The organism is Nostoc sp., from assembly GCF_036916975.1.
Classification (GTDB): Bacteria; Cyanobacteriota; Cyanobacteriia; order Cyanobacteriales; family Nostocaceae; genus Nostoc.
In genome coordinates, this window is sequence record NZ_JBALFF010000029.1 from 65224 (window position 1) to 88090 (window position 22867).

Genomic DNA, 22867 nt, shown 5'->3' on the forward strand with positions numbered 1-22867 from the left:
CGAATTGATCGATCTACTGTTTTAAGGCTAGGCTTAATCATTAATTAGTGAGCACGGTTGATTCAACTTTCGTGCTTGTGAATAGCGAAGAATCTTTCTATGTTATGACTTACGCATTAGGTACGAAATGTAGGGGCAATTCATGAATTGCACCTACGGAAAATCAGGGCTTTCACTGCCTTGAAAACGTAAGTCCTGTATCTATTTCGGTTGGAATAATAGTTAAAAGCTCTATTTATATGTGGGTGGAGTATAAGTTGCTTGCTCAAAAGCCTGGGCAATAGCATTACGGGCAGATTTAGGTTGCAGGTTCTCATCGAAGGGAAGCGGACGCAGAAATTTCCAGAGATTTGGATTGTCTCTAAAGGGTTGTCTTGGCATCCAATCGGGATGGCGTATCCAGGTATGACGGTCGGTAAGCCCCCATGTAATTACAGTATCGACTTTAGCCGCAAAGCACAGGTCAAGATATCGCTTGTAACTGTCGGCTACCATCTGGTCGAGCTTTTGGATACTATCGGGTAGTGGGGCATCAATAATAATATCTAATTCTGTAATTATTGGTTTCACTTCAATATCATTAAGGCGTTTTAAAACAGAATTAAATCCTTTCTCGTCAAAAGAATATGCAGTAGAAAACCATAGATGCGATTGGATACCTGCCCCATCAATTTTAACGCCGCTATTTTTCAGATATTCGACCATTTTTAAGAAACGGTCTGATTTCCATGTAGCGCCTTCGATGCCGAAATCGTTTAGGTAAAATTTCTTGCTGTTATCAACTGAAGCGGCAATTAAAAATAAGTCTCGAATTAATTCTGGTTTTACCCCTCTACGCAAACCGTATGTAGGGTTGTCAGTATCCTGCTCATTATCAGCGATAATTTCATTGGCAATATCCCAAGACTTTAAAACCTTGCTATTACGATAATGCCCCATGACTCCCTTAACATGCTGTTCGATCATTTTAAGAGTGGGGGGGTATGTTGCCCAGTCTGGTCTTCCCATGTGCCAGAAAAGGGTATGCCCGTGCATGTCTATATTATACTTTTGGCAGAAATCAGCGATCGCATCTGCTGATTCAAAGGTAAATTGTCCTGGCTGTGGTTCAGTGGCGTTCCATTTTAATTCACCATTCGGTGTCACAATCGAACATTCACGAGCGATCAGGTTAGCGTAATCTTTCTCTTTTAACAAAATATCACTAGAAATTGCTGCGCCATAACGCTTTCCTTTGGATGCAGCTAATTCCCGCAGAGGACAATTTGCATTATTAGTATAATTTGCTACGACTTTATTTGTGCTATGGTCTTCTTTTTGCTTATCCTTTTGTAAAAACCCCATAGTCAATAACGCAGAAAGGGTAGTATATCCTGCTCTTGTTAAAAATTTTCTCCGATAAGGCATAAATTATACTTGTTAATAAAAAACACATTGATTATTATTTTACCGGATAAAAAACATATTGATTATTATTTTACCGTTCTTCCCCCAGAATCTACGGTTTTTCTCCAAAATCAAATCATACTCTTATACTAACTGGCAAAGATCAAAATTGATCAGTATTACATCTAGCGCAAAACTAGGTTAAAATATAACGCATGTTCAATTTAAATCAGTCAACTATGTTTTTAGATATCAGCAATAAAGATGCTAGGTTAATTTATAACGATTGTTCGATATAAATTATCCGGATCATGCCTAAGATTGTTGACCATGAGCAATACCGTAAAGAACTGCTCGACAAGTGTTTTGATTTATTTGGCCAAAAAGGCTATGGTTCCATCACTATGCGTCAAATTGCTGAAGTATTAGGGGTTTCTACTGGTACGTTGTACCACTATTTTCCTAGCAAACAAGCTCTATTTGAGCAATTGGCCCAAGAGATATGTGAGCAGGATTTAAGTGGGGCATTAGCTGAACTAGAAGGAGCGCAAACGCTACAAGAGTCAATGGAAGCACTAGGAAGATATTTAGTCAAAAACGAAGATTACTTCATTAAATGGACTTATATTTGGATTGATTTTTGCCAACACAAAGGCTCTAAAGAAATGTTAAAAAATAGTGTTTTCAAGCGGACTAATCAGCGTTATCAAGAGGCAGTCTGCGATTTTTTGGGTATTCAAGATTTGGTATTGGCTTCTTTTGTCTTGAGTTTTGTAAACGGTTTAATTCTGGAGAAGTTATGGGGGAATGAAACAATTGATTTTATTGAACAATGTGCGTTGTTAGGCAAAATGCTGACGGCATATTTGCCGCAAAATACAGCATTAATCAAAAATAAAACAGTTTTTATATCAGGTTTTGAGAGCTAGGTTATGTACTTTATGCTTGTTGCAAACTGCTGTATGTAAGTAGGTAGAGGTAATTAAATATAATAAAAAACCTCACCCTCAATCCCTCTCCGATATTTTGGAGAGGGAAGCCGGAGGTAGGGTGAGGTTTTATATTTAATTTGAACCACTTATTTAATATAGATAAAATGTGTTTTTTTAAAAGGAAAAGACATGGTTCAAAAGGTATCAGAAAAAACTTCTAAAAAAGGGTTAATTACATTAGTAATTGTAGCTACTGCTATTACAGGTGGAATTGTTGTTTATGGGATTTCTCAGTTTTGGTTAGTTGGTCAAACTGAGAAATCTGAGCCACTTGAAACCACGCCCAAAAGCCAAAAAGTAACTGCATTAGGACGGCTAGAACCGGAAGCAGAGGTAATTAGCTTGTTTGCACCCTTAGCATTGGATGGCGATCGCATTGCCAAAATTCTAGTCAAAGAAGGCGATCGCCCTCAAGCCGGACAGGTGGTAGCAATTTTAGACGCACGCGATCGCTTACAAACTGCTGTAATACAAACCCAACAACAAGTCAGAGTTGCTCAAGCTAAACTCGCTCAAGTGCAAGCTGGAGCAAAGGCAGGAGAAATTCAGGCCCAGCAGGCAAGCGTTGAACGTCTCCAGGCCCAATCCCAAGGAGACAAAACAGCGCAACAGGAAGCGATATTTCGGATAGAGGCGCAGTGGCAAGGAGACAGAATAGCGCAAGAGGCAACCATTAAGAAGCTAGAGGCAGAACTCAAAAATGCCGAAGCCGAATATCAACGTTATCAGCAGCTATATTCTCAAGGGGCAGTTTCTAATTCTTTGTATGACAGCAAAGGCTTAACCGTAGAAACTGCTAAACAACAAGTAGACGAAGCCAAAGCAGTTCTTAATCGCATTAACACCACTGCTAGCAAAGAACTCGCCGAAGCCAAAGCAACACTCGCCCGCACTAATGCCACTGGCAGCAAACAAGTCAGTGAAGCTAAAGCTACGCTGACCAGTATTGCAGAAGTCCGACCTGTAGACGTAGCCGCAGCCAAGACAGAAGTTGAAAATGCGATCGCAACTTGTGAATGGACTACCTAAAGATGTCAGAGTCCTCACTCTAGAAGAGTTTGCCAAAGTGGAGAGAAGTTACTGGGAAACTAGTACTGGCATTGGTTTCATTTTCGGTTTAGGTACTGGAGTTGGGTTTATCGTTGGCATCGTTATTGTTTACCAAATCCTTTACTCTGATGTTTCTGATCACTTGCCAGAATATGCCACCCTCAAAGCAATGGGATATACCGATAACTATCTCTTGGGAGTTTTAATTCAAGAAGCTTTATTATTGGCTATCTTAGGTTTTCTGCCTGGATTCATCCTTTCTTTTGGGTTGTATCAAGTCACCTACGCTGCAACGATGCTTCCTATTTTCATGAAAATGGAACGAGCGATCCAGGTTTGGATTTTGACTGTGATTATGTGTAGTGTTTCCGCGGCGATCGCAATGCAGAAGTTACGATCTGCTGACCCTGCCGATGTTTTTTAGACACGATTAATCGCGTCTGTACAAAATTAGTAATTATCTCCCCCATACCCAATGCCCTATAAAATCTTATGTTGCAAAAATCTTTACCAGTAAATTCAGATTCAACATTTTCTACTTTAGAATCTGTAATTTCTATTAGTAACCTCAACCACTACTTTGATGAAGGTGGGCTTCGCAAACAAGTATTATTCGACATTAATTTAGAGATTAAGGCTGGGGAAATCGTCATCATGACTGGCGCCTCTGGATCAGGGAAAACCACCTTGTTAACTTTAATGGGTGGATTGCGTTCTGCTCAAGAAGGTAGTCTCAAAATCTTAGGAGAGGAAATATGTGGTGCGAAAAAGCAACAATTAACGAAGCTTCGTCGCCAGATTGGCTATATTTTCCAGGCGCATAACTTGATGACTTTTTTGACAGCAAGAGAAAATGTGCGAATGTCTCTAGAGTTGCATGACAATTTTCTGAATCAGGATATCGATGCCAAAGCGATCGCTATTTTGGAAAGTGTCGGTTTAGGCGATCGTGTCGATTATTACCCAGAGAAACTATCTGGAGGGCAAAAGCAACGGGTTGCGTAGGCGTAGCCAGCCGTAGGCATCGCTCGTGCTTTAGTTAGTCATCCTAAAATTGTCTTAGCAGATGAACCCACAGCTGCACTCGACAAAAAATCTGGGCGCGATGTTGTGGAAATAATGCAGAAGTTAGCTAAAGAACAAGGTTGTACAATTTTGCTAGTTACTCACGATAACCGCATCCTCGATATTGCCGATCGGATTATTTATATGGAAGATGGTCAGTTGAAGACCGATGACACAGAATCTACACTACAAGCAAGTAATACCAATTCGTAATTCGTCAAACTTACATAAAGTCAAAGTAAAGATTAAGTCGAATTCAATAAGCAAAATACTTAATTGCTTTCTCAAAATTAGGACTTACGCAAAAAGTGCTAAAAAGCTTAATTTATCGAACCGCCAAGACGCCATCTCTACGAGAGGCTTTGCCAACGCGCAGCGTATCGTTAGAGAAGAACGCCAAGAATCGTTCAACAGCTTGCTGTCCTAATATAGTCGTATAAATTAGGTTTCTAGCTCTGATTAGGTTAAACTTTATGGTGGCAATGCAAAAAAGTGAAATAAATTATACTGTGACAAAAACTATCTAACTAAAAAACTCAATGAGACTGTTAATAATAAAGAAAACGCCAATTCCACTCAAAAGGAAGGGTAATATTTTACTGATCCAACGATTTATTCGATAATAAAATACTTCTAAATAACTAATAGCTTTGTCATTTAATACCAGATAGACAGCAACTATTATTAATAATGGAAAAATAAAAATAAAATCGTATAATGCCCAAATTAATATAAATATTGGGATTGAAAGATGGGCATCATTCATTTGCTTGAGGGCAGCAATATGAGGCAATGCAGTTGGAGTTTCCACGGCGACAATCGTAAAACCTAAGAAAAAAGTGTGCAGTGGCTTGAGTGAATGAGGGTGTAAAGTTTTTGTAGAAGCATTAAAAATTTTTGGTGCGTTACATCCTACAATCAATAGTCCTATTCCTGCAAATAATTGTAATCCATAAATACTCTTACCAACAGAATTTAAAACTTCTTCAATTACTTGTCTCATACCCCAAAAAATTAACAGTCCTGAAATGAAAAGTCCAACATATTCCCCAAGTGTAAAAGCTAATGCACGGATAACAGGCTTCGGTGTACTCAGTAGATAAATTTGCACTACAAAGCCGTTAGGATTAATACTACCAAATACTGAGATTGCTGCCAGAGAAAGTAAAAAAAAGGTCATATTTGAATAGCAAATTGGTTTTGAGTTTTGTTAGTCAATCTTAAGTAGGAGAGAAAAAATAAGCTACCTCTCATTCTGTTTATCCTACAGAAATTTTATTTTGACTTTAGAAATGACTTCTGACGGTTAAGTAAAATATATCAGAGATTCCCGAACCTATACCCCACAGAAAAAAATAAATTTCCTTAAAGTCTTATCAAACATAGATTTTGATTATTGAGTACATTATTAATACATATTAAGAGATGCAGTATTGCAGATGAGATATTAAGAGATGCAGTATTGGTTGAAGGTTAACTTAAGAACCAGAAATCCATCAATAAACTATCCTTTAAACGCGGAGTAAATCCTACCGTTAAATCTTCAATGCAGAAAATAAGTAGGTAGACATAACTAAATATAAAGAATCTTAGTTTGTAGTGAGCGATTTATCGCTCAGAGCAAAGATTATCAGGACTAAAGTCCTTACTACAAACTTTAATTCTCACTTTCTAATTCTGGCTATTTCTGATTGTTATATTCATGTGTTCTGATAATGCAGTTTAGAGACAAAGACAAAAATAAAATTATGAACAAAACCTTTGCAACCATCGACGGAAATGAAGCTGTCGCCCGTGTCGCTTACAAATTAAATGAGGTAATTGCCATTTATCCCATCACCCCCTCTTCAGCTATGGGTGAATGGGCAGATGCTTGGTCAGCAGAAGGTCGTCCTAACCTCTGGGGTACTATTCCCAGCGTCGTGCAGATGCAGAGCGAGGGAGGAGCCGCAGGTGCTGTGCATGGGGCATTACAAACAGGTTCCTTGAGTACCACGTTCACGGCATCTCAGGGATTATTGTTGATGATACCCAACTTTTACAAAATTGCTGGTGAACTGACTAGCGCTGTAGTTCACGTTGCAGCCCGTTCTTTGGCTACCCATGCGTTATCAATTTTTGGCGATCATAGCGACGTGATGGCAGCCCGTGCGACTGGTTTTGCTCTGCTGTGTTCCGCTTCGGTGCAGGAAAGTCAAGATTTTGCTCTGATTGCCCATGCTGCTACGCTGGAGACGCGAGTCTCGTTTATGCACTTCTTTGATGGCTTCCGTACCTCCCATGAAGTGCAGAAAGTCAAATTGCTCTCAGATGAGGATTTGCGATCGCTCATCCACGATAACCTAATACTCGCCCACCGCAGCCGTGCGCTGACCCCAGATCGTCCAGTATTGCGCGGTACTGCCCAAAACCCCGATGTCTACTTCCAAGGACGGGAAGGCGCTAACCTTTATTACAACGCTTGTCCAGATATTGTCCAGCGGATCATGGATGAATTTGGAGAACGCACGGGAAGGCATTATAAAATCTATGAATATTACGGCGCTAACGATGCCGAGCGCGTTATCGTTCTTATGGGTTCAGGTTGTGAAACCGTCCATGAAACAGTCGATTACCTTAACGCCCGTGGTGAAAAACTTGGCGTGGTGAAAGTGCGACTTTACCGCCCCTTTGATGTCCAAAGGTTTGTTGCAGTATTACCAACTAGTGTAAAAGCGATCGCTGTCCTTGACCGCACCAAAGAAGCAGGTAGCGCTGGGGAACCGTTATATTTAGATGTTGTAGCTGCTATCCATGAGGCGTGGGGAGATAAGAGAGCAGGGGGAGAAAATACTTTCTCATACCCTAAAATTATTGGTGGTCGTTACGGTCTTTCTTCCAAAGAATTTACCCCGGCGATGGTGAAGAGTATTTTCGATAATCTCGCGCAAAGCCAGCCGAAGAAGCATTTTACTATTGGGATTAATGACGATGTTACTTACACTTCTCTAAGCTTTGACTCTAATTTCTCTACAGAATCGGATAATGTTGTTAGGGCAATGTTCTATGGGTTAGGTGCTGATGGCACTGTTGGGGCTAATAAAAATTCTATCAAGATTATTGGTGAAGAAACCGACAATTACGCCCAAGGCTACTTTGTCTATGATTCCAAGAAATCTGGCTCAATAACCGTCTCTCATCTACGTTTTGGTAAAGAACCAATTCGTTCTACCTACTTGATTGACCAAGCTAACTTTATTGGTTGTCATCACTGGGGATTTCTGGAACGCATAGATATTTTGAAAGCTGCTATTCCTGGGGCGACTTTGTTGCTTAATAGTCCATACAATGCAGATAGCGTCTGGGAATATCTGCCGATAAAGGTACAGCAGCAAATTATTGATAAGCATTTGAAGTTATACGTAATCAATGCTAGCCAGGTTGCCCGCGACAGTGGCATGGGTGGCAGAATTAACACTATTATGCAAGTATGCTTCTTTGCCTTAGCGGGTGTCTTGCCACAAGAAGAAGCGATCACTAAAATCAAACAAGCCATTGACAAGACTTACGGTAAAAAAGGCGCTGAAGTTGTCCGCATGAACTTGCAAGCTGTAGACAAGACTTTAGACAACTTGCATAAAGTAGATATACCACAAACAATCCCAACTTCTAACTCCTCACTCCTAACTCCTAACTCTTCACTTAACTCTGCTCCCGAATTTGTCCAAGAAGTTCTAGGCAAAATCATGGTGTGGGAAGGTGATGATTTACCTGTTAGCACCCTACCTGTTGATGGCACTTTTCCCGTAGGTACTGCCAAGTGGGAAAAACGTAACGTTGCCGAAGAGATACCTGTTTGGGAGCCGGATGTCTGCATTCAATGTGGTAAGTGCGTGATGGTTTGTCCGCACAGTGCCATCCGGGCAAAGGCTTATCAAGCAGATGAGTTAGTTAATGCACCAGGAACCTTCAAGTCAACGGGTGCAAAAGATAAAGACTTTGCTAATCAAAAATTTACCATTCAAGTTGCCCCAGAAGATTGCACAGGATGCACTATTTGTGTAAATATTTGCCCTGCGAAGGATAAATCTGAGCCATCGCGGAAAGCGATTAATATGGCACAGCAATTGCCATTGCGGGAACAAGAGCGAAAAAACTGGGATTTCTTTTTGAGTTTACCTAATCCTGACAGGCGATCGCTAAAATTAAACCAGATTCGCCAACAACAACTGCAAGAACCTTTATTTGAATTCTCTGGTGCTTGTGCAGGTTGTGGTGAAACACCTTATTTAAAATTATTAACACAATTGTTTGGGGATCGGGCCGTCATCGCCAATGCTACAGGTTGTTCTTCAATTTATGGTGGGAATCTCCCCACAACACCTTGGACAACCAACGCCCAAGGACGCGGCCCTGCATGGTCTAATAATTTATTTGAAGATAACGCCGAATTCGGTTTTGGCTTCCGTCTTTCTCTCGATAAACAAGCTGAGTTTGCGGCAGAATTGTTGCAAAAATTGGGGAGTGAAATAGATGAAAACCTTGTCTACTCCATCCTGAAAGCTGAACAAAAATCTGAGGCTGACATTTGGGAACAGCGCGAAAGGATAGAACTTTTGCAGCAGAAGTTAGATGAAATCGTCACTTTCGATCCTAATCTAAAATCTAAAATCCAAAATCTAAAATCCCTCGCCGATTACTTGGTGAGAAAAAGCGTCTGGATTGTTGGCGGTGACGGTTGGGCTTATGATATTGACTTTGGCGGCATCGATCATGTAATTGCTAGTGGTCGAAATGTCAACATTTTGGTGATGGATACAGAAGTGTATTCTAATACAGGCGGTCAATCTTCTAAAGCTACGCCACGAGCCGCAGTTGCTAAATATGCCGCCAGTGGTAAGCCAGCACCTAAGAAAGACTTAGGAATGATTGCCATGACCTACGGAAATGTCTATGTAGCGAGTGTAGCCCTTGGTGCTAGAGATGAACATACCCTGAAAGCATTTCTGGAAGCAGAAGCTTATGATGGCCCATCATTAATTATTGCTTACAGCCATTGCATCGCTCACGGTATTGATATGACCACAGGGATGAATCATCAAAAAACTCTGGTAGAATCAGGACGTTGGTTGCTGTATCGGCATAATCCAGAGTTGCTCCTCCAGGGTAAAAATCCCTTGCAATTGGATATGCGATCGCCTAAACAATCGGTAGAACATTCGATGTATCAAGAAAATCGCTTCAAGATGCTCACCAAGAGCAAACCCGAAGTAGCCAAGCACTTGTTAGAACAAGCCCAAGCTGAGGTAGATACACGTTGGCAGATGTACCAATATCTGGCAAAGCGTGATGTTAATGACTAAGTACATGCGTATAAATATAAGGGACTGACAAATAAAAAAACATCCCAAATTTTCTTGTGGGATGGGTGTCCGCACTACGTGCCGCTACGCGAACACCCGTCCCATATTCGGGCGGGCAGGATGCCCACCCCACAAGATGGATATGTTTATTTCTTGGAAGTCCCTAATGTTATTGCGTTCGCGTAGCGTGTTGTAGAGAAGAACGTACTCCTACAGAGAACCAAGCTAGGCGTACCGTCTCCACTCATTGCGATCGCAATGAGTGGGATTGCTTCGTTTCTCGCAATGACATATTATATCATGTCCGGGTAATTAATTGTGATTCCCATAGTCATTGCACCCTACCCCTTAATCCCCTCCTCGCAGGCGGGGAGGGGAGACAAAACGCAGCTTTGGCTGGGGTTCTTCGGGTTTAATAAGTAATCAAGCGGACATGATATTACAACATTGCGATGTTGATGAGAAACATCGTAATGTTCATGGGAAACATCGTAATGTTGATGAGAAACATCGTAATGTTGATGAGAAACATCGTAATGTTGATGGGAAACATCGTGATGTTCATGGGAAACATCGTGATGTTCATAAGAAACATCGTGATGTTCATAAGAAACATCGTGATGTTGATGAATAACGCTGTGCTTTAAGTTGTATTAAAGGCGAACTTTAGTAACGACAAAATTAATGGCTTGAGTGGCAATGACTTGCTACGAGGTGATGCTGGCAATGATATTCTCATCGGCGGTGCTGGTAATGATACTCTTGTCGGTGGTGCGGGTGCTGACAATTTCCTTTACAATACCAATGCTCCCTTTGCCTCTTCTGCTGTTGGTGTAGATACCATTAGTGACTTTAACAGTTCTCAAGGTGACAAGATTATCTTAGATAAGACTACCTTTAATGCAATTACTTCTGTTGCAGGAACAGGTTTTAGCAACGCCAATGATTTTAAAATAACTTCTTCAGTGGCGACTAGCACGGCAAAAATTGTCTACGATCCTGTGAATGGGCAGTTGTTCTACAATCAAAATGGCAGCGCGGCGGGTTTTGGCTGTGGTGGTTTATTTGCAACTCTAACTGGTGCGCCAACTCTCACAGCATCAGATTTTGTCTTGCAAGCATAATATCATGTCCGCTTGATTAAAAACATCTAATTTACACCCACTCAATTAATTCAAAAATTTCTCCACGCATCTAACAAATATTTCTACACCCATTCCCAAGGCGGTTTCGTCAAAATCAAACCGGGGATGATGATGGGGATAAGCCAAATCTTTCTCTGGATTTGCAGAACCTAAAAAGAAATAGCAACCAGGAACCTCTTGTAAGAAGAATGACATATCTTCAGCAGCCATAGTTTGGCATTCTGGCACAATACCCAACGGGGTTTCTACCACTTCTTCTGCTACAGTTCGCACCAATTCCGCCATCTTCATATCATTAATAACTGGTGGATAAAGTGACCAGTATTTTAAGTCATAACTCGCACCATGACTTTGACAAATTCCAGCAATAATCTGCTCAACCCTCTGGTTGAAAAAGCCTTTTAAACTAGGATTAAAATACCTGACAGTGGCACTCATTCTCGCTGTATCAGCAATCACATTCCGCTTGGTTCCAGCATGAAGTTCGCCCACTGTCACCACTGCTGAATCAATGGGATTCACATTCCGAGCGACAATGGTTTGCAAAGCATTTACAACTTGGGCAGCAACTACCACGGAATCGATAGTTTGATGGGGTAGTGCGCCGTGTCCACCTTTGCCCAAAATTGTGCAGTTAAAGCACTCCACAGCAGCCATCAACGCCCCAGAACGGACACCTACTGTTCCCAAGGGTAAATTATTCCACAAGTGCAAACCAATAATCGCGTCAACATCAGGATTTTTTAGCACTCCAGCTTCAATCATCGGCTTTGCGCCTCCTGGTGATTCTTCTGCTGGCTGAAAGATAATTTTCACTGTACCGGAGAAGTCTTGGCGATGCTGCTGAAGATAGTAAGCTGTACCTAATGCGATCGCAGTATGTCCATCATGTCCACAAGCGTGCATTACTCCATCATGCTGCGATTTATAGGGTACTTCGTTGAGTTCCTGGATTGGCAAAGCATCCATATCTGCCCGAATCGCTAAAACTTGGGGAGTGGGGAGTGGGGAGTGAGGAGTGGGGGGTTTGTTACCTTTGATGGTGGCAACAATGCCAGTTTGGGCAATGCCAGTTTGGTGGTTAATTGCCCATTCTTGCAGCTTTTGTGAGACAAACTCAGCCGTTAGTTTTTCTTGAAAACCCAACTCTGGTTGTTGATGCAATCGCCGCCGCCACTCTACTAATTGCGGTTGCAATGAACGGATTGCCAATCGGATGCGAGATAAATCAACAGAAGAAGAATTGGGAAAGGTAGAAATCATTATGACAAACGAGTTTAAGTACAGCTAACGCAAGTTTATTTTCTTAGTTTATCGTAGGGAATTTCAAAACCTCAAAGAGTCCTATCGGACATCCTTCTCCAAAGCATCGGAGAGAGTCAGGTTTTATTTACTACCTAAAACTAGGGTGAGGTAAGTAGGTAGACGTAATTAAACATATAATAAACCTCACCCTCAATCCCTCTCCAAAGTATCGGAGAGTCAGGTTTTATTTACTACCTAAAACTAGGGTGAGGTAAGTAGGCAGACGTAATTAAACATATAATAAACCTCACCCTCAATCCCTCTCCTTACTAAGGAGAGGGAAGCCGGAGGCAGGGTGAGGTATCTTAGGGGTAATAGACTTAAACCCCCAGAATTTGTTAAAACACTTTGGGATTTGGGGAAGTGCGAGTGGAAAGCAGTATTTTGTTTTCGGCTGGTTTTTCTAAGAAATTTTCGGATAGTAATTTGGTCAAAGCATCGGGGTGTAGTTGCCAGTTTAATAATCCCGATAACCCCATGACTAAACCAAATATAGTTGGAACTAAGGCGGCGTAGAACAACCATTTTTTCTGAGATAAAGATGTAATAGCAAATAGCGATACCGAGAGCGATAAGGAAGCATCAGCTAAATCAAACTGGTCGTCATGGTAATTAAGCTGGTCATAGGTTGTTTGATCTTTTTCGGCAACTAGCTTCTGTTCCTGTTTTTTCTGGTCTTCTTTATCGGCAATTAGTTGATAAGCGGCAATCTGTTTTTCATACTCAGCCCTGACAGCAGAAGGTTGAGAAACAGATTGAAATTTGAGTTGCACCACATTTGATTTGGCTATTTCTTCACGAATATTACGAGCCTGGTATAACGCCCAATCGTCAATTTTATTTGCTTGAGCTTGCTGCATTGCCTGAACTATATTATCGTCTTTGACTTTGCAGATGCCCATAAAAGTTGCAAGCAATGCAACTGCAATTGCAACAGCACTATTTAGACGGCTTTTGCGTTTTTCGCGGTTAGCTGGGGTTTCGGGTTCATCATTTTCATCTTCAACCAGGTCGATTGGGTTTATGTCCATATCGTTATACCAATTTCACTTAAAGATAATAAAACAGGAGTCAGCATACAGAATTAATAATCAATACAGTTCAAGCCTAAAACTCAACTTCTACGTAGTTGAGGAACGAAACACAACACTTTCTTGACTTTGTTGGGTAACATGAATGTTCTACCCAACAAAGCAATTTTCTTAAGTGAACCGTATTGAATTCAGAATACTCTACCCATAAAAAAATAGAGTTTTAAGCATTATTAGTTAAAATTAATTCTGCAACCAACCAGCCATCACTGCAACTATCAAAAATACACCCATTGCCAAGCGGTAGAAAATAAAAATCAAGGTACTGTGTTCTTCCAGGTAGCGTAAAAGTCCCCAAATTGCTAGAAAAGCGGAAATGCTGGCAGAGATTAAGCCTACCAATAAAGTCAACCAACCAGATGCACTCAGCCCTGCTGTGCTAAGAGTGTGGAGTTCTACAGCACCCGCCAAAATCACGGCTGGTAAGCCCAACAAAAAAGAAAATCGGGCTGATGTCTCGCGTTTCATGCCCAAAAATAACCCAGCAGTGAGGGTGGAACCAGAGCGAGAAACGCCAGGGATTAGGGCGAAAGCTTGAGCAATTCCTACCCAAATGCCATCCCAGAGGGTGAGGTTGTCGAAAGTGCGATCGCGTCCTCCACGTTTTTCGGCGATCGCCAACAATCCTGACATAATAATTGAAGCTGCACCAATAACTACTAACCCTCGCATCGGTGAGTTGCAGGCGTTAAGAATTGGTTTGAGTAGCACACCAGCCACAGCAATAGGCAAGGTTCCTACCAATAAACCTAACATCAGTTGCAAAGAACTAGATTGATAATCTTGCCCGCTAATTGCTCTAACTGTCTCTCCTGTTAATTTTTTTAAGTCTTGCCAAAAATAGACTAAAACAGCAGTCAAGCTAGCTAATTGCATTGCTGCTGAAAAAGCAGACCCCGGATCTTTGAGTCCCAGTAAAGTTGGTACTATCCGCAAATGAGCAGTACTGCTAATTGGTAATAGTTCTGTAATTCCCTGAACGATGCCTAAAATAATCACGTCAATCCAGCTAAGGTTAGCAAAGTCTAGATTCACTTCACTACCTGTGCTACAGACTGCATTCGTCACCGCAAAAGAAAGCATCATGATGTCAGGCGTAAATAATTTATTTTTAATCAAACACCGATAAATTAACTTATGCCAATGACGTTTCTATGACTAAGATATGCCACTTGAATGACATTTAAAACTCATGTTTGGCACAGACGAAAGCGGAAGAATGAAGTGGTGTTGTAGTTCAAAATATTAAATAAGGCAGGTAAATCCTGCCCTGTGTGTCACCAAAGTTAGGTTAATTTCATCTTTCCTTACCATTGCACGTCTTATTGACAAAGCTATTACCAAGTTATGTCATAACTGTGACTGCACGGTTGTAAGGGACTGACAAATAAAAAAACATCCGTAAATTTTCTGGGAGCATCCCGTCAGGTGCAAAAACTTTGTGTTTGCCCTCATCCCCTAACCCCGAATCCCATCATATGGGATTCGGGGAACTAGAATTATGTCTCCCCTCTCCCATAGTTGGGAGAGGGGCTGGGGGTGAGGGCAAAACTCATACACTCCGAAGATTTCAGCTTAACTTGACACCAATGCTCAATTTAAAATGTCAGCGTTTCCCAATCTAAATCTGATGCTACTTGAGCAAGTTTATCTAAATCACTCAGGTTATCTAAATATGGTAAGCAGCCTAAAACTGGTGTATTCGTAAGTGATTGAATTAATTGGGGTGGTGTCCAGTCGGCTATTTCTGCATCAGTTCTAGGTTGTACGCAGTTGAGCACAATGCCTTTGAGATTGATGCGCGATTGTCTAGCTAATGCTACGTTCGCCACTGCTTGAGCGATCGCACCCAATCTCACTGGCACTACCAATACCGTTGGTAAACGCCATTTTCCTGCTAAATCAGCTACCGTTAATTCTTCAGTTACAGGCGAACCTAATCCCCCCAAGGCTTCTATAAGCACAAAATCACGTTGCGATCGCAATTTAACTAAAGCTTGCCAAACTACTGCTAAATCTACTTGGCGATTTTCCCGTGCTGCGGCGATCGGCGGGGCTAAAGGTGCTTGAAAGTACAAAGGTGTAATTTCTTCTGAAGATTGTTCTAGTGTAAATAGCTTTTGATACCACTCGCGATCGCCAATCCCCGATTGAATCGGTTTCATAATTCCCCAGCTACGCTGCGGATAATATTTTTGCCAATAGGCTGCTAACGCTGTTGTTAAAACAGTTTTACCAGTTTCGGTATCAGTTCCAGTAATCAGTAGTGTATTTAACATTAATTCCTTTGGCCAGAAAATGGTTGTGTTCCATCAACTGGCGGAAAACTTGGCGTTTCACCAGTGGTTGGAATTGGGGTAGGTGTTTGTGTAGGTATTGGGGTAGGTATTGGGAAGGGTGTCTCTGTGGGAATTGGGATAGGTATTGGGAAGGGTGTCTCTGTCGGAATTGGGGTAGGTATTTGTGTAAAAATAGGAGTGGGTGTCTCTTTTGGAATTGGGGTAAGTGTTTGTGTAGGTATTGCTTTGGATGGTGTTTCTAATCCAACAGTCAGGCTGTAATTGCTTTCGGCAACTCCTGAAACCAGTGTTAACTCAATAGTATATCTATCAGTAACCAGCAATAGGCCTTTATATGATGTTACTTGTTGAACATTCCGATCAATTGGTTGTTGATTGGGACTGAACACTGTTAGCAAAACGTTGCTTCCTGGGTCAATAAAGGCAGTTAAATTGTCACCTTTGTGACCAAAAAAAGTATATTGGATGATTTGATTTGTTTTGAGAGTATCTGTAACTGTGATTGGGTTAGATGCTTTAAGATTAAGCTGCCTACTAGATATGATAGGTTGTTCGGGTGTGGGTGTAGATGTGAATGTAGTACCACCAGAAATAACTGGTGAAGGGAAATTTTGTGGAAGCGTCTCATTTGGTGTTTTCGACTGACTGCGGATGGAACTTACCAACGCCCAAGAACCAAATCCGGCTACGATCACTACAGCAGTACCAATTGCTGCGATCGCTAAGGGATTATCCAAGACTGAGCTAGCCGAACTTGGTGGAATTACAGGATCGGGTTGTTTTTTGGGCGATGCTGCTGGGGGTACTGAGTCAGGACGGCGACCAACAGCGATTGTTTGCAAGTTAGACCTATTCAAGGGCGGAAGATTGACTTGCTCTAAAGATTGTAGTGCTTGAGATACACTAACAGCGCTTTGATAGCGATCGCTGGGTATATGACTTAACATTCGATTCAACACTATGGCAAAGAGCGGATTAACTGTTACCCACCGTTGCCAATTCCAAGTTACTTGGTTTTGGTCAAATAGATCCCTTGGTTCTTTACCAGTCAGCAAAACAATTGCACTCACTGCTAATGCATACAAATCACTACTAGGATAAGCTCCCCCTGTTTGCATTTGTTCACTAGGAGAGTAGCCTAATTTTCCCACAGTGGTTTCTGGCATTGCGCTAAGAGGCGATCGTAAACGAGTTGCCAGTTCCTTTACCACCCCAAAGTCAATTAACACAGGTTTAGCGTCACTATCTCGCAAAATAATATTTTCTGGCGAGATATCTCGGTGAATAATCCCTCGATTGTGAATATGCTCTAAAACAGGTAGCAACAACTTTATCAACTGCAATACTTCAGCTTCTGTGAAGGTTTGACCCACAGCTTGGCGTTCAGCCAGCAGAGTTTGGTACGTTTGACCTGCAATGTAGTCCTCCACCAAAAACAAACGTTGGTCTTGCTCAAATCTTTCCCGGAATTTCGGGACTTGTGGGTGTTCAATTTGATATAAAATCGCCGCTTCTCGGTGAAAAAGCTCTTGTGCCTTATCCCAAGCCAAAGCCTCGGTTGCTGTTGAAATCAATTCCTTGATCGCGCAAAGTTCGTTAAAGCGCCTTTGGTCTTCTGCCAGATAGGTTCTACCAAATCCTCCTTGTCCGAGAATTTGAATTATGCGATAACGGTTTTGCAAGACAGTGCCAACTGTAAAGGGTGGTTGCATGAGCGAATGATTGAGTGTAGTAGCAACTGAGGAGGAAATCACCCACAAAGATTTAAGTCCAAGAGGCGACGGACAGTTACCTGCGGCAATATTCTACTATACCCAATGGGTACACCCCCACCAGAGCTAGGTTATTTCGTAGTCCATTTAACAGCCCCCAACCCTCAATTCAATTTATCTTCTTGGAAAAACGAGAGATTTTGAAATATGGAAAATTAACTTGAGAATCCAGTTTATACAACTTGGTCATGTCTTTTTCAATCAATCCTTTGGGAAATAGATGTTCCCGATTAACTACTATCAAAACTGTATCCGCACGATTTGTTAAATTATCAATTTTTTCTGCAAAATTTTCATCATTAATTCCCTTTCTTAATGGATTTCCAAATTCGTGTCCATTCAGACTTTGAAAGTCACCGTAGTATCTAAATAATCTGGGATGGCCAAATAAAATTACAGATTTTGTAGAAGAGGTACGATTTTTTATAATGTACTGGATCGCAGAGCGGTAGTCATCTTTCTGATAGCGTTCGTTGAAGTAATAGTTAAAAATAGAATAAATATTCATAACTATCAGAGATATGACAGCTATTTGAGCAAACTGAGACACTCCATAGCGCTTTGAGCTAATACCACTCCTTTGACTCAAAACTGATGGTATAAGCATAGCAAGTGGTAACCAAAGATAATAAGAGTGACGCGGTACCCAATTAAATTTGGTGACTATAGCTAAGAGCAATCCTAGTAAAAATGCTATGACAAAAACAGAAGCAAAGAATAAATCAGGATGCTGCTCTCTGTGATTTTTTATGTGTTTCAATAAAACTTTTATTAAAGCCAAAACAATTACAGTACTGACTATCACTAATAAAAGTATGTGAGGCAAGTAACTAAGCGCAACCTGTACTTTATTATCGCCATGTAATTGCTCCGTTGAAGGCCCATAAGTTGTTCCCACTAAAATTCCATACAACACAAAAATAATATTTTGAATTATGGGGAATCCTAAGCGAGAAACTTCAATGCTTTCTGGATCAGTTGCTCCAGGTAAAGTCAGGTAATATAAAACTGGCGGTAAAGATAAAAACGCAGCAGGAAGCCACCATTGCAGCCATTGCCTGAAATTTCTATAGATGGCAATATGAGAGAGACATAAAGCTACAGTGGAAAAGCAGAAGTTAATATTAGTAAAAATTCCTATGGCAGTAAAAAGACTGAATAGCCATATTGAAGTACCTTGATTCTTTTCATTTTTAACTAATGCTGCGCTGAAAAAATATAGTTGAAGTGAAGAAATAAAAATTGCTAAAGCATAAATTCTTGCTTCTTGGCTGTAGTAAACACAGAAAGAACTGAATGTTATGATTATTAAAGACCATAAAGCGTGCTTTTTTCCATATATCCGCAAAGCAGTAAAATAGATAGCGATAGTTGAGCCAATTCCTAAAAGAGCAGAGAGTGAACGAAGGGCAAATTCACTTTCACCAAACATCTGACGCCACAAAAACAAAAGTATAAAGTATAGTGGTTGAAATCTATCACTATTTCTGACGTTTCTTACATTCGTAATGCTCTCTTGAAGTGTCGAGGCATCAGTCAGACTTAAGGTCAAACCCTCGTCATACCAAAGACTCTGTTTTGTCAACAGAAAAAAGCGCAGGAAAACACTCAAAACAATCACTATTAAAACAAATAGATAATATCTCGACCATTTCTGGTTGAAACTTTTAATCATAATTCTATTTCCTCCTCATCACACTACAGGAATTACTGTTGTACAGCTTATTTACATCAAACTTTCAAAACAAACAATTAAGCAACTGCTTCAAATCAATATAATCAGTTAAGCATAGTTTCACTGCTTACTTAAAGCAATTGCCCCGATACCGCTCAACATCAAACCCGCTCCTAACCATTGCAAAAATAAGATTTTTTCTCGCAAAATTACAGCACCAGTGATCATTGTAAATATAATTGTTAATCCTATTACTACTGGATAGGCAACAGATAAATTTAGCTTTCCTAAAACTACCACGTAAAAAATTGTACTCAGTCCATAAGTACAAATCCCTCCTAGTAAATAGATATTTAACGGATTTTGTCCAGATCCTAGTTTCAATAGATTTTGAGCCAGTGTATTTAACCCGACTGTGATTAGAATCAGTAAACTAAAAACTATCTGGTTATTCATGGGGAAAATTTAGTCACTTTATAAGGTAAATTTTTTGAGAAAAAGAGCAATTTATAAGAAGCTTTCATAGCCAGTAGCACCCTCAAAATCCCAAAGTTCGCCTCGATATGGATAAGGTATTTGCACCCATTTACCAGCGAGTCTTTCCCACCATCGGGGCGGGTGCGGTAGACTGGCAACTTGCATGAAGCCACATCCACAAAGTAGTGAGCCGACAAAATCTGTATGTAAACTATCACCAATGACGATTACATGTTTTGCGGGTAGGCGCATATAAGTTATTGCGTGTCTAAATGCAGGACGAAAGGGTTTTTTCGCTGGACTAAGTGCTGGAATATCAAGCCGATGAGACCAATATTTGACGCGATAGCGACGTTTGCCATTTGAAAGGATAAAAAATTGTAATCCGGCTAACTTTGCTTGCGTAATCCAATCTTCTGCATAAGGAGATAGGTAGCGATCGTCTTCCGAAATAATTGTGTTATCTAAATCGAGAATAATTCCTTTAACGCCGCAAATCTTAATTTTCTCAATTTCTATCTCAGCTAGTGTATGGACATGTCGTGGAAGTTTATGGCGTTTATCTTTCATTTCATCCAAAAATTCCCTTGCCGAAAATTTTATTAACAGATTTACTAGATTTATTCGATCAGCCCTTGATATTTCAGCAAGAGAATCACAAAGCAAGTGATCACCCAACCAAGTACAGTTAATAGAATGGGTAAATCTTTTAATAAAACTTCTTCCGGTCTTTCACTGCGTCCACCGTGCTCAACATTGTCGTCACTGGAACTGGTAATTTCCTGAGGATCACTCAGCAGTTGATAGCGAAAAATTCCATACAAAACAAACGGCAAAGTGAGTAGCATCCAAGAGGTGCGGGCCCCATGCAAGTAAGGGCCTGCACTCCAAAGAGTATAGGTGATAACCGTACAAGTAGTGACGACATTTTCCATGCGAGCCAGTAGGGGCAAGGAATAGTATTTGAGGACAGAACGAGGCTTGTTGCCTTTAATTTGTGCTAACCGTAGTTCTGCTTTCCGCTTTTCAATACCCAAGAATAGCGCCAGCATTGCAGTGCAAATTAAAAACCAACTAGATAAAACAATGCCAGTAGCAGCAGCACCAGCATAAGCTCGTAGGACAAATCCGGTAGCGATCGCTCCAACATCCAAAATCACTATCCGTTTGAGTCGCAGATTATAGGCGATCTGCAACACGGCGTATGCAGTTATGGCTGTACCCAACTGGGGCGATCGCAACCACCCAAAAATTAAAGCACTACCCAACAGCACCAATGCCATACCACTAGCAACACGGGTGCTAACCAATCCCGCAGCAATTGGCCGCTTACATTTTACAGGGTGCTGACGGTCAGATTCAACATCTGCGATGTCATTGATTAAATAGAAGCCACTTGATGCACAACAAAATAATACAAATGCCAATAGGCTACCTAGCATAGATTGCACGTTGATGCTAAATGCAAACAAGGGCGCTGCAAACACTACCAGGTTTTTTGTCCATTGTCGCGGTCGCATAGCAGCTAAATAGTGCGCCGACTTCTTAGAAGTAGTTAAAGATTTTTCTGCTACTGAATTACGTCGAGAGTCCATAAGTATTTCCCATTTTTATGTCTCAGGAGAATTATATTGAACACTTTTTCTAGATTTAATTAAAACTTTTTTAGTAATAATACTTACAAATCTTTACCTAGATGATAATACTCTTCTTGATTAATGTTTTGGTATCATGAAGAATCTTTTTATTAAATCTTTATTTAAAATTTATCCAATCTTTATCTAAAAATTTGATTGTGTGTGAGTCCGTTGTATCCACTGCTATCGTCTTCTAGTTTATGTAATTGCCGTTTTTGTCAATGCGTAAGGTTTTGAATAATAAGCTACTATTGCGGTACTTAGTTGCAGGTGCTATACTGCTATACTGGATGAGAACAAGCTTCAATATCACTTAAGTTGTAAATGCTTTAGTGTTAGCTATAAATGAGGTAGTTAGAAGAACCTACTACACCAATGTTTAACTCAACCCAAAAAATTTGAACTATAGACCTAGTGGACGGACTAAATGTCCGTTAAGCTATCAATAGTTTGCTTGCCAAAAAAATTAGACAGTTAACGAATGATAATTTTATGGAAAAATGTTTAAATTTTGTATAGAAGATTCAATAAAACTCACAGATGTTTTTTTAGGCGATTTCTCGGTTAAACCTATTAAATCTCCAATGATAATATTGCTATGAATGCACATAGAGGATCTGCTGTGCTCAGTTCTGCAACTTTCAAAGTGCAACCATCTGCAACAGGACTGAGCGAGAATCATCGCCTGCGGCTGTTTTCTGGCTCTGCCAATATACAACTGTCTCAAGAAGTTGCTCGTTATGTGGGCATGGACTTGGGGCCAATGATTCGCAAAAGATTTGCGGATGGAGAGCTTTACGTTCAAATCCAAGAATCGATTCGGGGTTGTGATGTCTATTTAATCCAGCCATGTTGTCAACCCGTCAACGATCATTTTATGGAATTATTGATTATGGTTGATGCCTGTCGTCGAGCTTCTGCGCGACAGGTAACGGCAGTAATTCCCTACTATGGCTATGCCCGTGCCGATCGCAAAACCGCAGGACGAGAGTCAATAACCGCCAAGCTAGTTGCTAACCTGATCACTGAAGCAGGTGCCAACCGCGTTCTAGCAATGGATTTACACTCGGCTCAAATTCAAGGCTATTTCGATATCCCCTTTGACCATGTTTACGGTTCGCCAGTCTTGCTGGATTATCTAGCAAGCAAAGAACTGCCCGATCTTGTGGTTGTTTCCCCCGATGTTGGTGGTGTAGCGCGAGCCAGAGCATTTGCGAAAAAACTGAATGATGCCCCACTGGCAATTATTGACAAACGTCGTCATGCACATAATGTTGCCGAAGTTTTAAATATCATCGGCGATGTTAAAGGCAAAACGGCAGTGTTAGTGGATGACATGATCGACACTGGAGGAACGATCGCTGAAGGAGCGCGATTACTGCGTGAAGAAGGAGCGCGTCAAGTATACGCCTGTGCAACTCATGCAGTGTTCTCTCCACCAGCTATGGAGCGGTTATCCAGTGGCTTGTTTGAGGAAGTGATTGTCACCAATACAATTCCTATACCAGAAAACAATCGCTTTCCCCAACTAGTGGTGCTGTCAGTAGCTAATCTCTTAGGAGAAACTATCTGGCGGATTCATGAAGATACTTCAGTTAGTAGTATGTTCCGCTAGCCAGATACACAGACT

At 40.9% G+C, this 22867-nt stretch carries 15 protein-coding genes and 4 pseudogenes; 8 read left to right on the top strand and 11 right to left on the bottom strand.

Features of this window, described 5'->3' with window-relative positions; genetic code table 11:
• Nucleotides 1–231: 231 nt before the first annotated feature.
• Nucleotides 232–1344, bottom strand: coding sequence for an endo-1,4-beta-xylanase (locus V7K73_RS05115; protein WP_334877719.1), 1113 nt, complete (start codon nt 1342–1344; stop codon nt 232–234).
• Between the two features lie 353 nt (nt 1345–1697).
• Between V7K73_RS05115 and V7K73_RS05120 the strand changes: the two genes are divergently transcribed.
• From V7K73_RS05120 to V7K73_RS05135, 4 genes and pseudogenes are all read left to right on the top strand, one after another.
• Nucleotides 1698–2315 (top strand): TetR/AcrR family transcriptional regulator, encoded by a 618-nt coding sequence (locus V7K73_RS05120; protein ID WP_334877721.1) that lies wholly within the window; start codon nt 1698–1700, stop codon nt 2313–2315.
• A gap of 192 nt (nt 2316–2507) precedes the next feature.
• Nucleotides 2508–3389 (top strand): annotated as a pseudogene (locus V7K73_RS05125) (HlyD family secretion protein); the annotation flags it as partial.
• Nucleotides 3373–3852 (top strand): annotated as a pseudogene (locus tag V7K73_RS05130) (FtsX-like permease family protein); the annotation flags it as partial. The pseudogenes V7K73_RS05125 and V7K73_RS05130, both read left to right, overlap by 17 nt.
• A gap of 68 nt (nt 3853–3920) precedes the next feature.
• Nucleotides 3921–4706, top strand: a pseudogene (locus tag V7K73_RS05135) (DevA family ABC transporter ATP-binding protein).
• 310 nt (nt 4707–5016) lie between these two features.
• Here the strand turns inward: V7K73_RS05135 and V7K73_RS05140 are convergent.
• The gene (locus tag V7K73_RS05140; RefSeq protein ID WP_334877723.1) at nt 5017–5673 is read right to left on the bottom strand and encodes a GAP family protein; all 657 of its coding nucleotides are present in this window, start codon (nt 5671–5673) and stop codon (nt 5017–5019) included.
• 568 nt (nt 5674–6241) lie between these two features.
• On the opposite strand from V7K73_RS05140, the gene nifJ reads away from it, so the two are divergent.
• From nifJ to V7K73_RS05155, 3 genes and pseudogenes are all read left to right on the top strand, one after another.
• Nucleotides 6242–9835: a pyruvate:ferredoxin (flavodoxin) oxidoreductase gene (gene nifJ / locus V7K73_RS05145; protein ID WP_334877725.1), complete on the top strand. Its 3594-nt coding sequence runs from the start codon at nt 6242–6244 to the stop codon at nt 9833–9835.
• 433 nt (nt 9836–10268) lie between these two features.
• Nucleotides 10269–10469 carry a hypothetical protein gene (locus V7K73_RS05150; RefSeq protein ID WP_334877727.1) on the top strand — a complete coding sequence of 67 codons (201 nt, stop codon included), beginning with the start codon at nt 10269–10271 and terminating at the stop codon, nt 10467–10469.
• A 37-nt stretch (nt 10470–10506) separates the two neighbouring features.
• Nucleotides 10507–10959, top strand: a pseudogene (locus V7K73_RS05155) (hypothetical protein); the annotation flags it as partial.
• 45 nt (nt 10960–11004) lie between these two features.
• Here the strand turns inward: V7K73_RS05155 and V7K73_RS05160 are convergent.
• The 9 genes from V7K73_RS05160 to V7K73_RS05200 form a co-directional block, all read right to left on the bottom strand.
• Nucleotides 11005–12243 carry a M20 family metallopeptidase gene (locus V7K73_RS05160; protein WP_334877729.1) on the bottom strand — a complete coding sequence of 413 codons (1239 nt, stop codon included), beginning with the start codon at nt 12241–12243 and terminating at the stop codon, nt 11005–11007.
• Nucleotides 12244–12623: 380 nt separating this feature from the next.
• On the bottom strand, nt 12624–13316 hold the full coding sequence (locus V7K73_RS05165) for a DUF4337 domain-containing protein (RefSeq protein ID WP_334877731.1): 693 nt from the start codon (nt 13314–13316) through the stop codon (nt 12624–12626).
• Nucleotides 13317–13559: 243 nt separating this feature from the next.
• Nucleotides 13560–14462 carry an undecaprenyl-diphosphate phosphatase gene (locus V7K73_RS05170; protein ID WP_334877733.1) on the bottom strand — a complete coding sequence of 301 codons (903 nt, stop codon included), beginning with the start codon at nt 14460–14462 and terminating at the stop codon, nt 13560–13562.
• A 512-nt stretch (nt 14463–14974) separates the two neighbouring features.
• Entirely contained in the window at nt 14975–15655 is a 681-nt protein-coding gene (bioD, locus tag V7K73_RS05175) for a dethiobiotin synthase (RefSeq protein ID WP_334877735.1), read from the bottom strand.
• The gene (locus V7K73_RS05180) at nt 15655–17388 is read right to left on the bottom strand and encodes a protein kinase domain-containing protein (RefSeq protein ID WP_334877736.1); all 1734 of its coding nucleotides are present in this window, start codon (nt 17386–17388) and stop codon (nt 15655–15657) included. Before V7K73_RS05180 ends, bioD begins: the two co-directional genes overlap by 1 nt.
• Nucleotides 17389–17557: 169 nt before the next feature.
• Complete coding sequence (locus V7K73_RS05185) at nt 17558–19123, bottom strand: glycosyltransferase family 39 protein (RefSeq protein WP_334877738.1); 1566 nt, start codon at nt 19121–19123, stop codon at nt 17558–17560.
• 120 nt (nt 19124–19243) lie between these two features.
• Nucleotides 19244–19579, bottom strand: coding sequence for an SMR family transporter (locus tag V7K73_RS05190; protein ID WP_334877740.1), 336 nt, complete (start codon nt 19577–19579; stop codon nt 19244–19246).
• 51 nt (nt 19580–19630) lie between these two features.
• Entirely contained in the window at nt 19631–20170 is a 540-nt protein-coding gene (locus tag V7K73_RS05195) for a YqeG family HAD IIIA-type phosphatase (protein ID WP_334877742.1), read from the bottom strand.
• Nucleotides 20171–20220: 50 nt separating this feature from the next.
• Nucleotides 20221–21195, bottom strand: coding sequence for a decaprenyl-phosphate phosphoribosyltransferase (locus V7K73_RS05200; RefSeq protein WP_334877744.1), 975 nt, complete (start codon nt 21193–21195; stop codon nt 20221–20223).
• A 640-nt stretch (nt 21196–21835) separates the two neighbouring features.
• Between V7K73_RS05200 and V7K73_RS05205 the strand changes: the two genes are divergently transcribed.
• A complete protein-coding gene (locus V7K73_RS05205) occupies nt 21836–22852 on the top strand; it encodes a ribose-phosphate pyrophosphokinase (protein WP_334877746.1) in 1017 nt (338 codons plus the stop codon).
• Nucleotides 22853–22867: the final 15 nt, after the last annotated feature.

Bases quoted from the DNA above. Each gene is read 5' to 3' on its own strand.
- V7K73_RS05115 (WP_334877719.1), bottom strand. From the start codon at position 1,344: ATGGGGTTTTTACAAAAGGATAAGCAAAAAGAAGACCATAGCACAAAT.
- V7K73_RS05120 (WP_334877721.1), top strand. From the start codon at position 1,698: ATGCCTAAGATTGTTGACCATGAGCAATACCGTAAAGAACTGCTCGAC.
- V7K73_RS05140 (WP_334877723.1), bottom strand. From the start codon at position 5,673: ATGACCTTTTTTTTACTTTCTCTGGCAGCAATCTCAGTATTTGGTAGT.
- nifJ (WP_334877725.1), top strand. From the start codon at position 6,242: ATGAACAAAACCTTTGCAACCATCGACGGAAATGAAGCTGTCGCCCGT.
- V7K73_RS05150 (WP_334877727.1), top strand. From the start codon at position 10,269: ATGATATTACAACATTGCGATGTTGATGAGAAACATCGTAATGTTCAT.
- V7K73_RS05160 (WP_334877729.1), bottom strand. From the start codon at position 12,243: ATGATTTCTACCTTTCCCAATTCTTCTTCTGTTGATTTATCTCGCATC.
- V7K73_RS05165 (WP_334877731.1), bottom strand. From the start codon at position 13,316: ATGGACATAAACCCAATCGACCTGGTTGAAGATGAAAATGATGAACCC.
- V7K73_RS05170 (WP_334877733.1), bottom strand. From the start codon at position 14,462: ATGATGCTTTCTTTTGCGGTGACGAATGCAGTCTGTAGCACAGGTAGT.
- bioD (WP_334877735.1), bottom strand. From the start codon at position 15,655: ATGTTAAATACACTACTGATTACTGGAACTGATACCGAAACTGGTAAA.
- V7K73_RS05180 (WP_334877736.1), bottom strand. From the start codon at position 17,388: ATGCAACCACCCTTTACAGTTGGCACTGTCTTGCAAAACCGTTATCGC.
- V7K73_RS05185 (WP_334877738.1), bottom strand. From the start codon at position 19,123: ATGATTAAAAGTTTCAACCAGAAATGGTCGAGATATTATCTATTTGTT.
- V7K73_RS05190 (WP_334877740.1), bottom strand. From the start codon at position 19,579: ATGAATAACCAGATAGTTTTTAGTTTACTGATTCTAATCACAGTCGGG.
- V7K73_RS05195 (WP_334877742.1), bottom strand. From the start codon at position 20,170: ATGAAAGATAAACGCCATAAACTTCCACGACATGTCCATACACTAGCT.
- V7K73_RS05200 (WP_334877744.1), bottom strand. From the start codon at position 21,195: ATGGACTCTCGACGTAATTCAGTAGCAGAAAAATCTTTAACTACTTCT.
- V7K73_RS05205 (WP_334877746.1), top strand. From the start codon at position 21,836: ATGAATGCACATAGAGGATCTGCTGTGCTCAGTTCTGCAACTTTCAAA.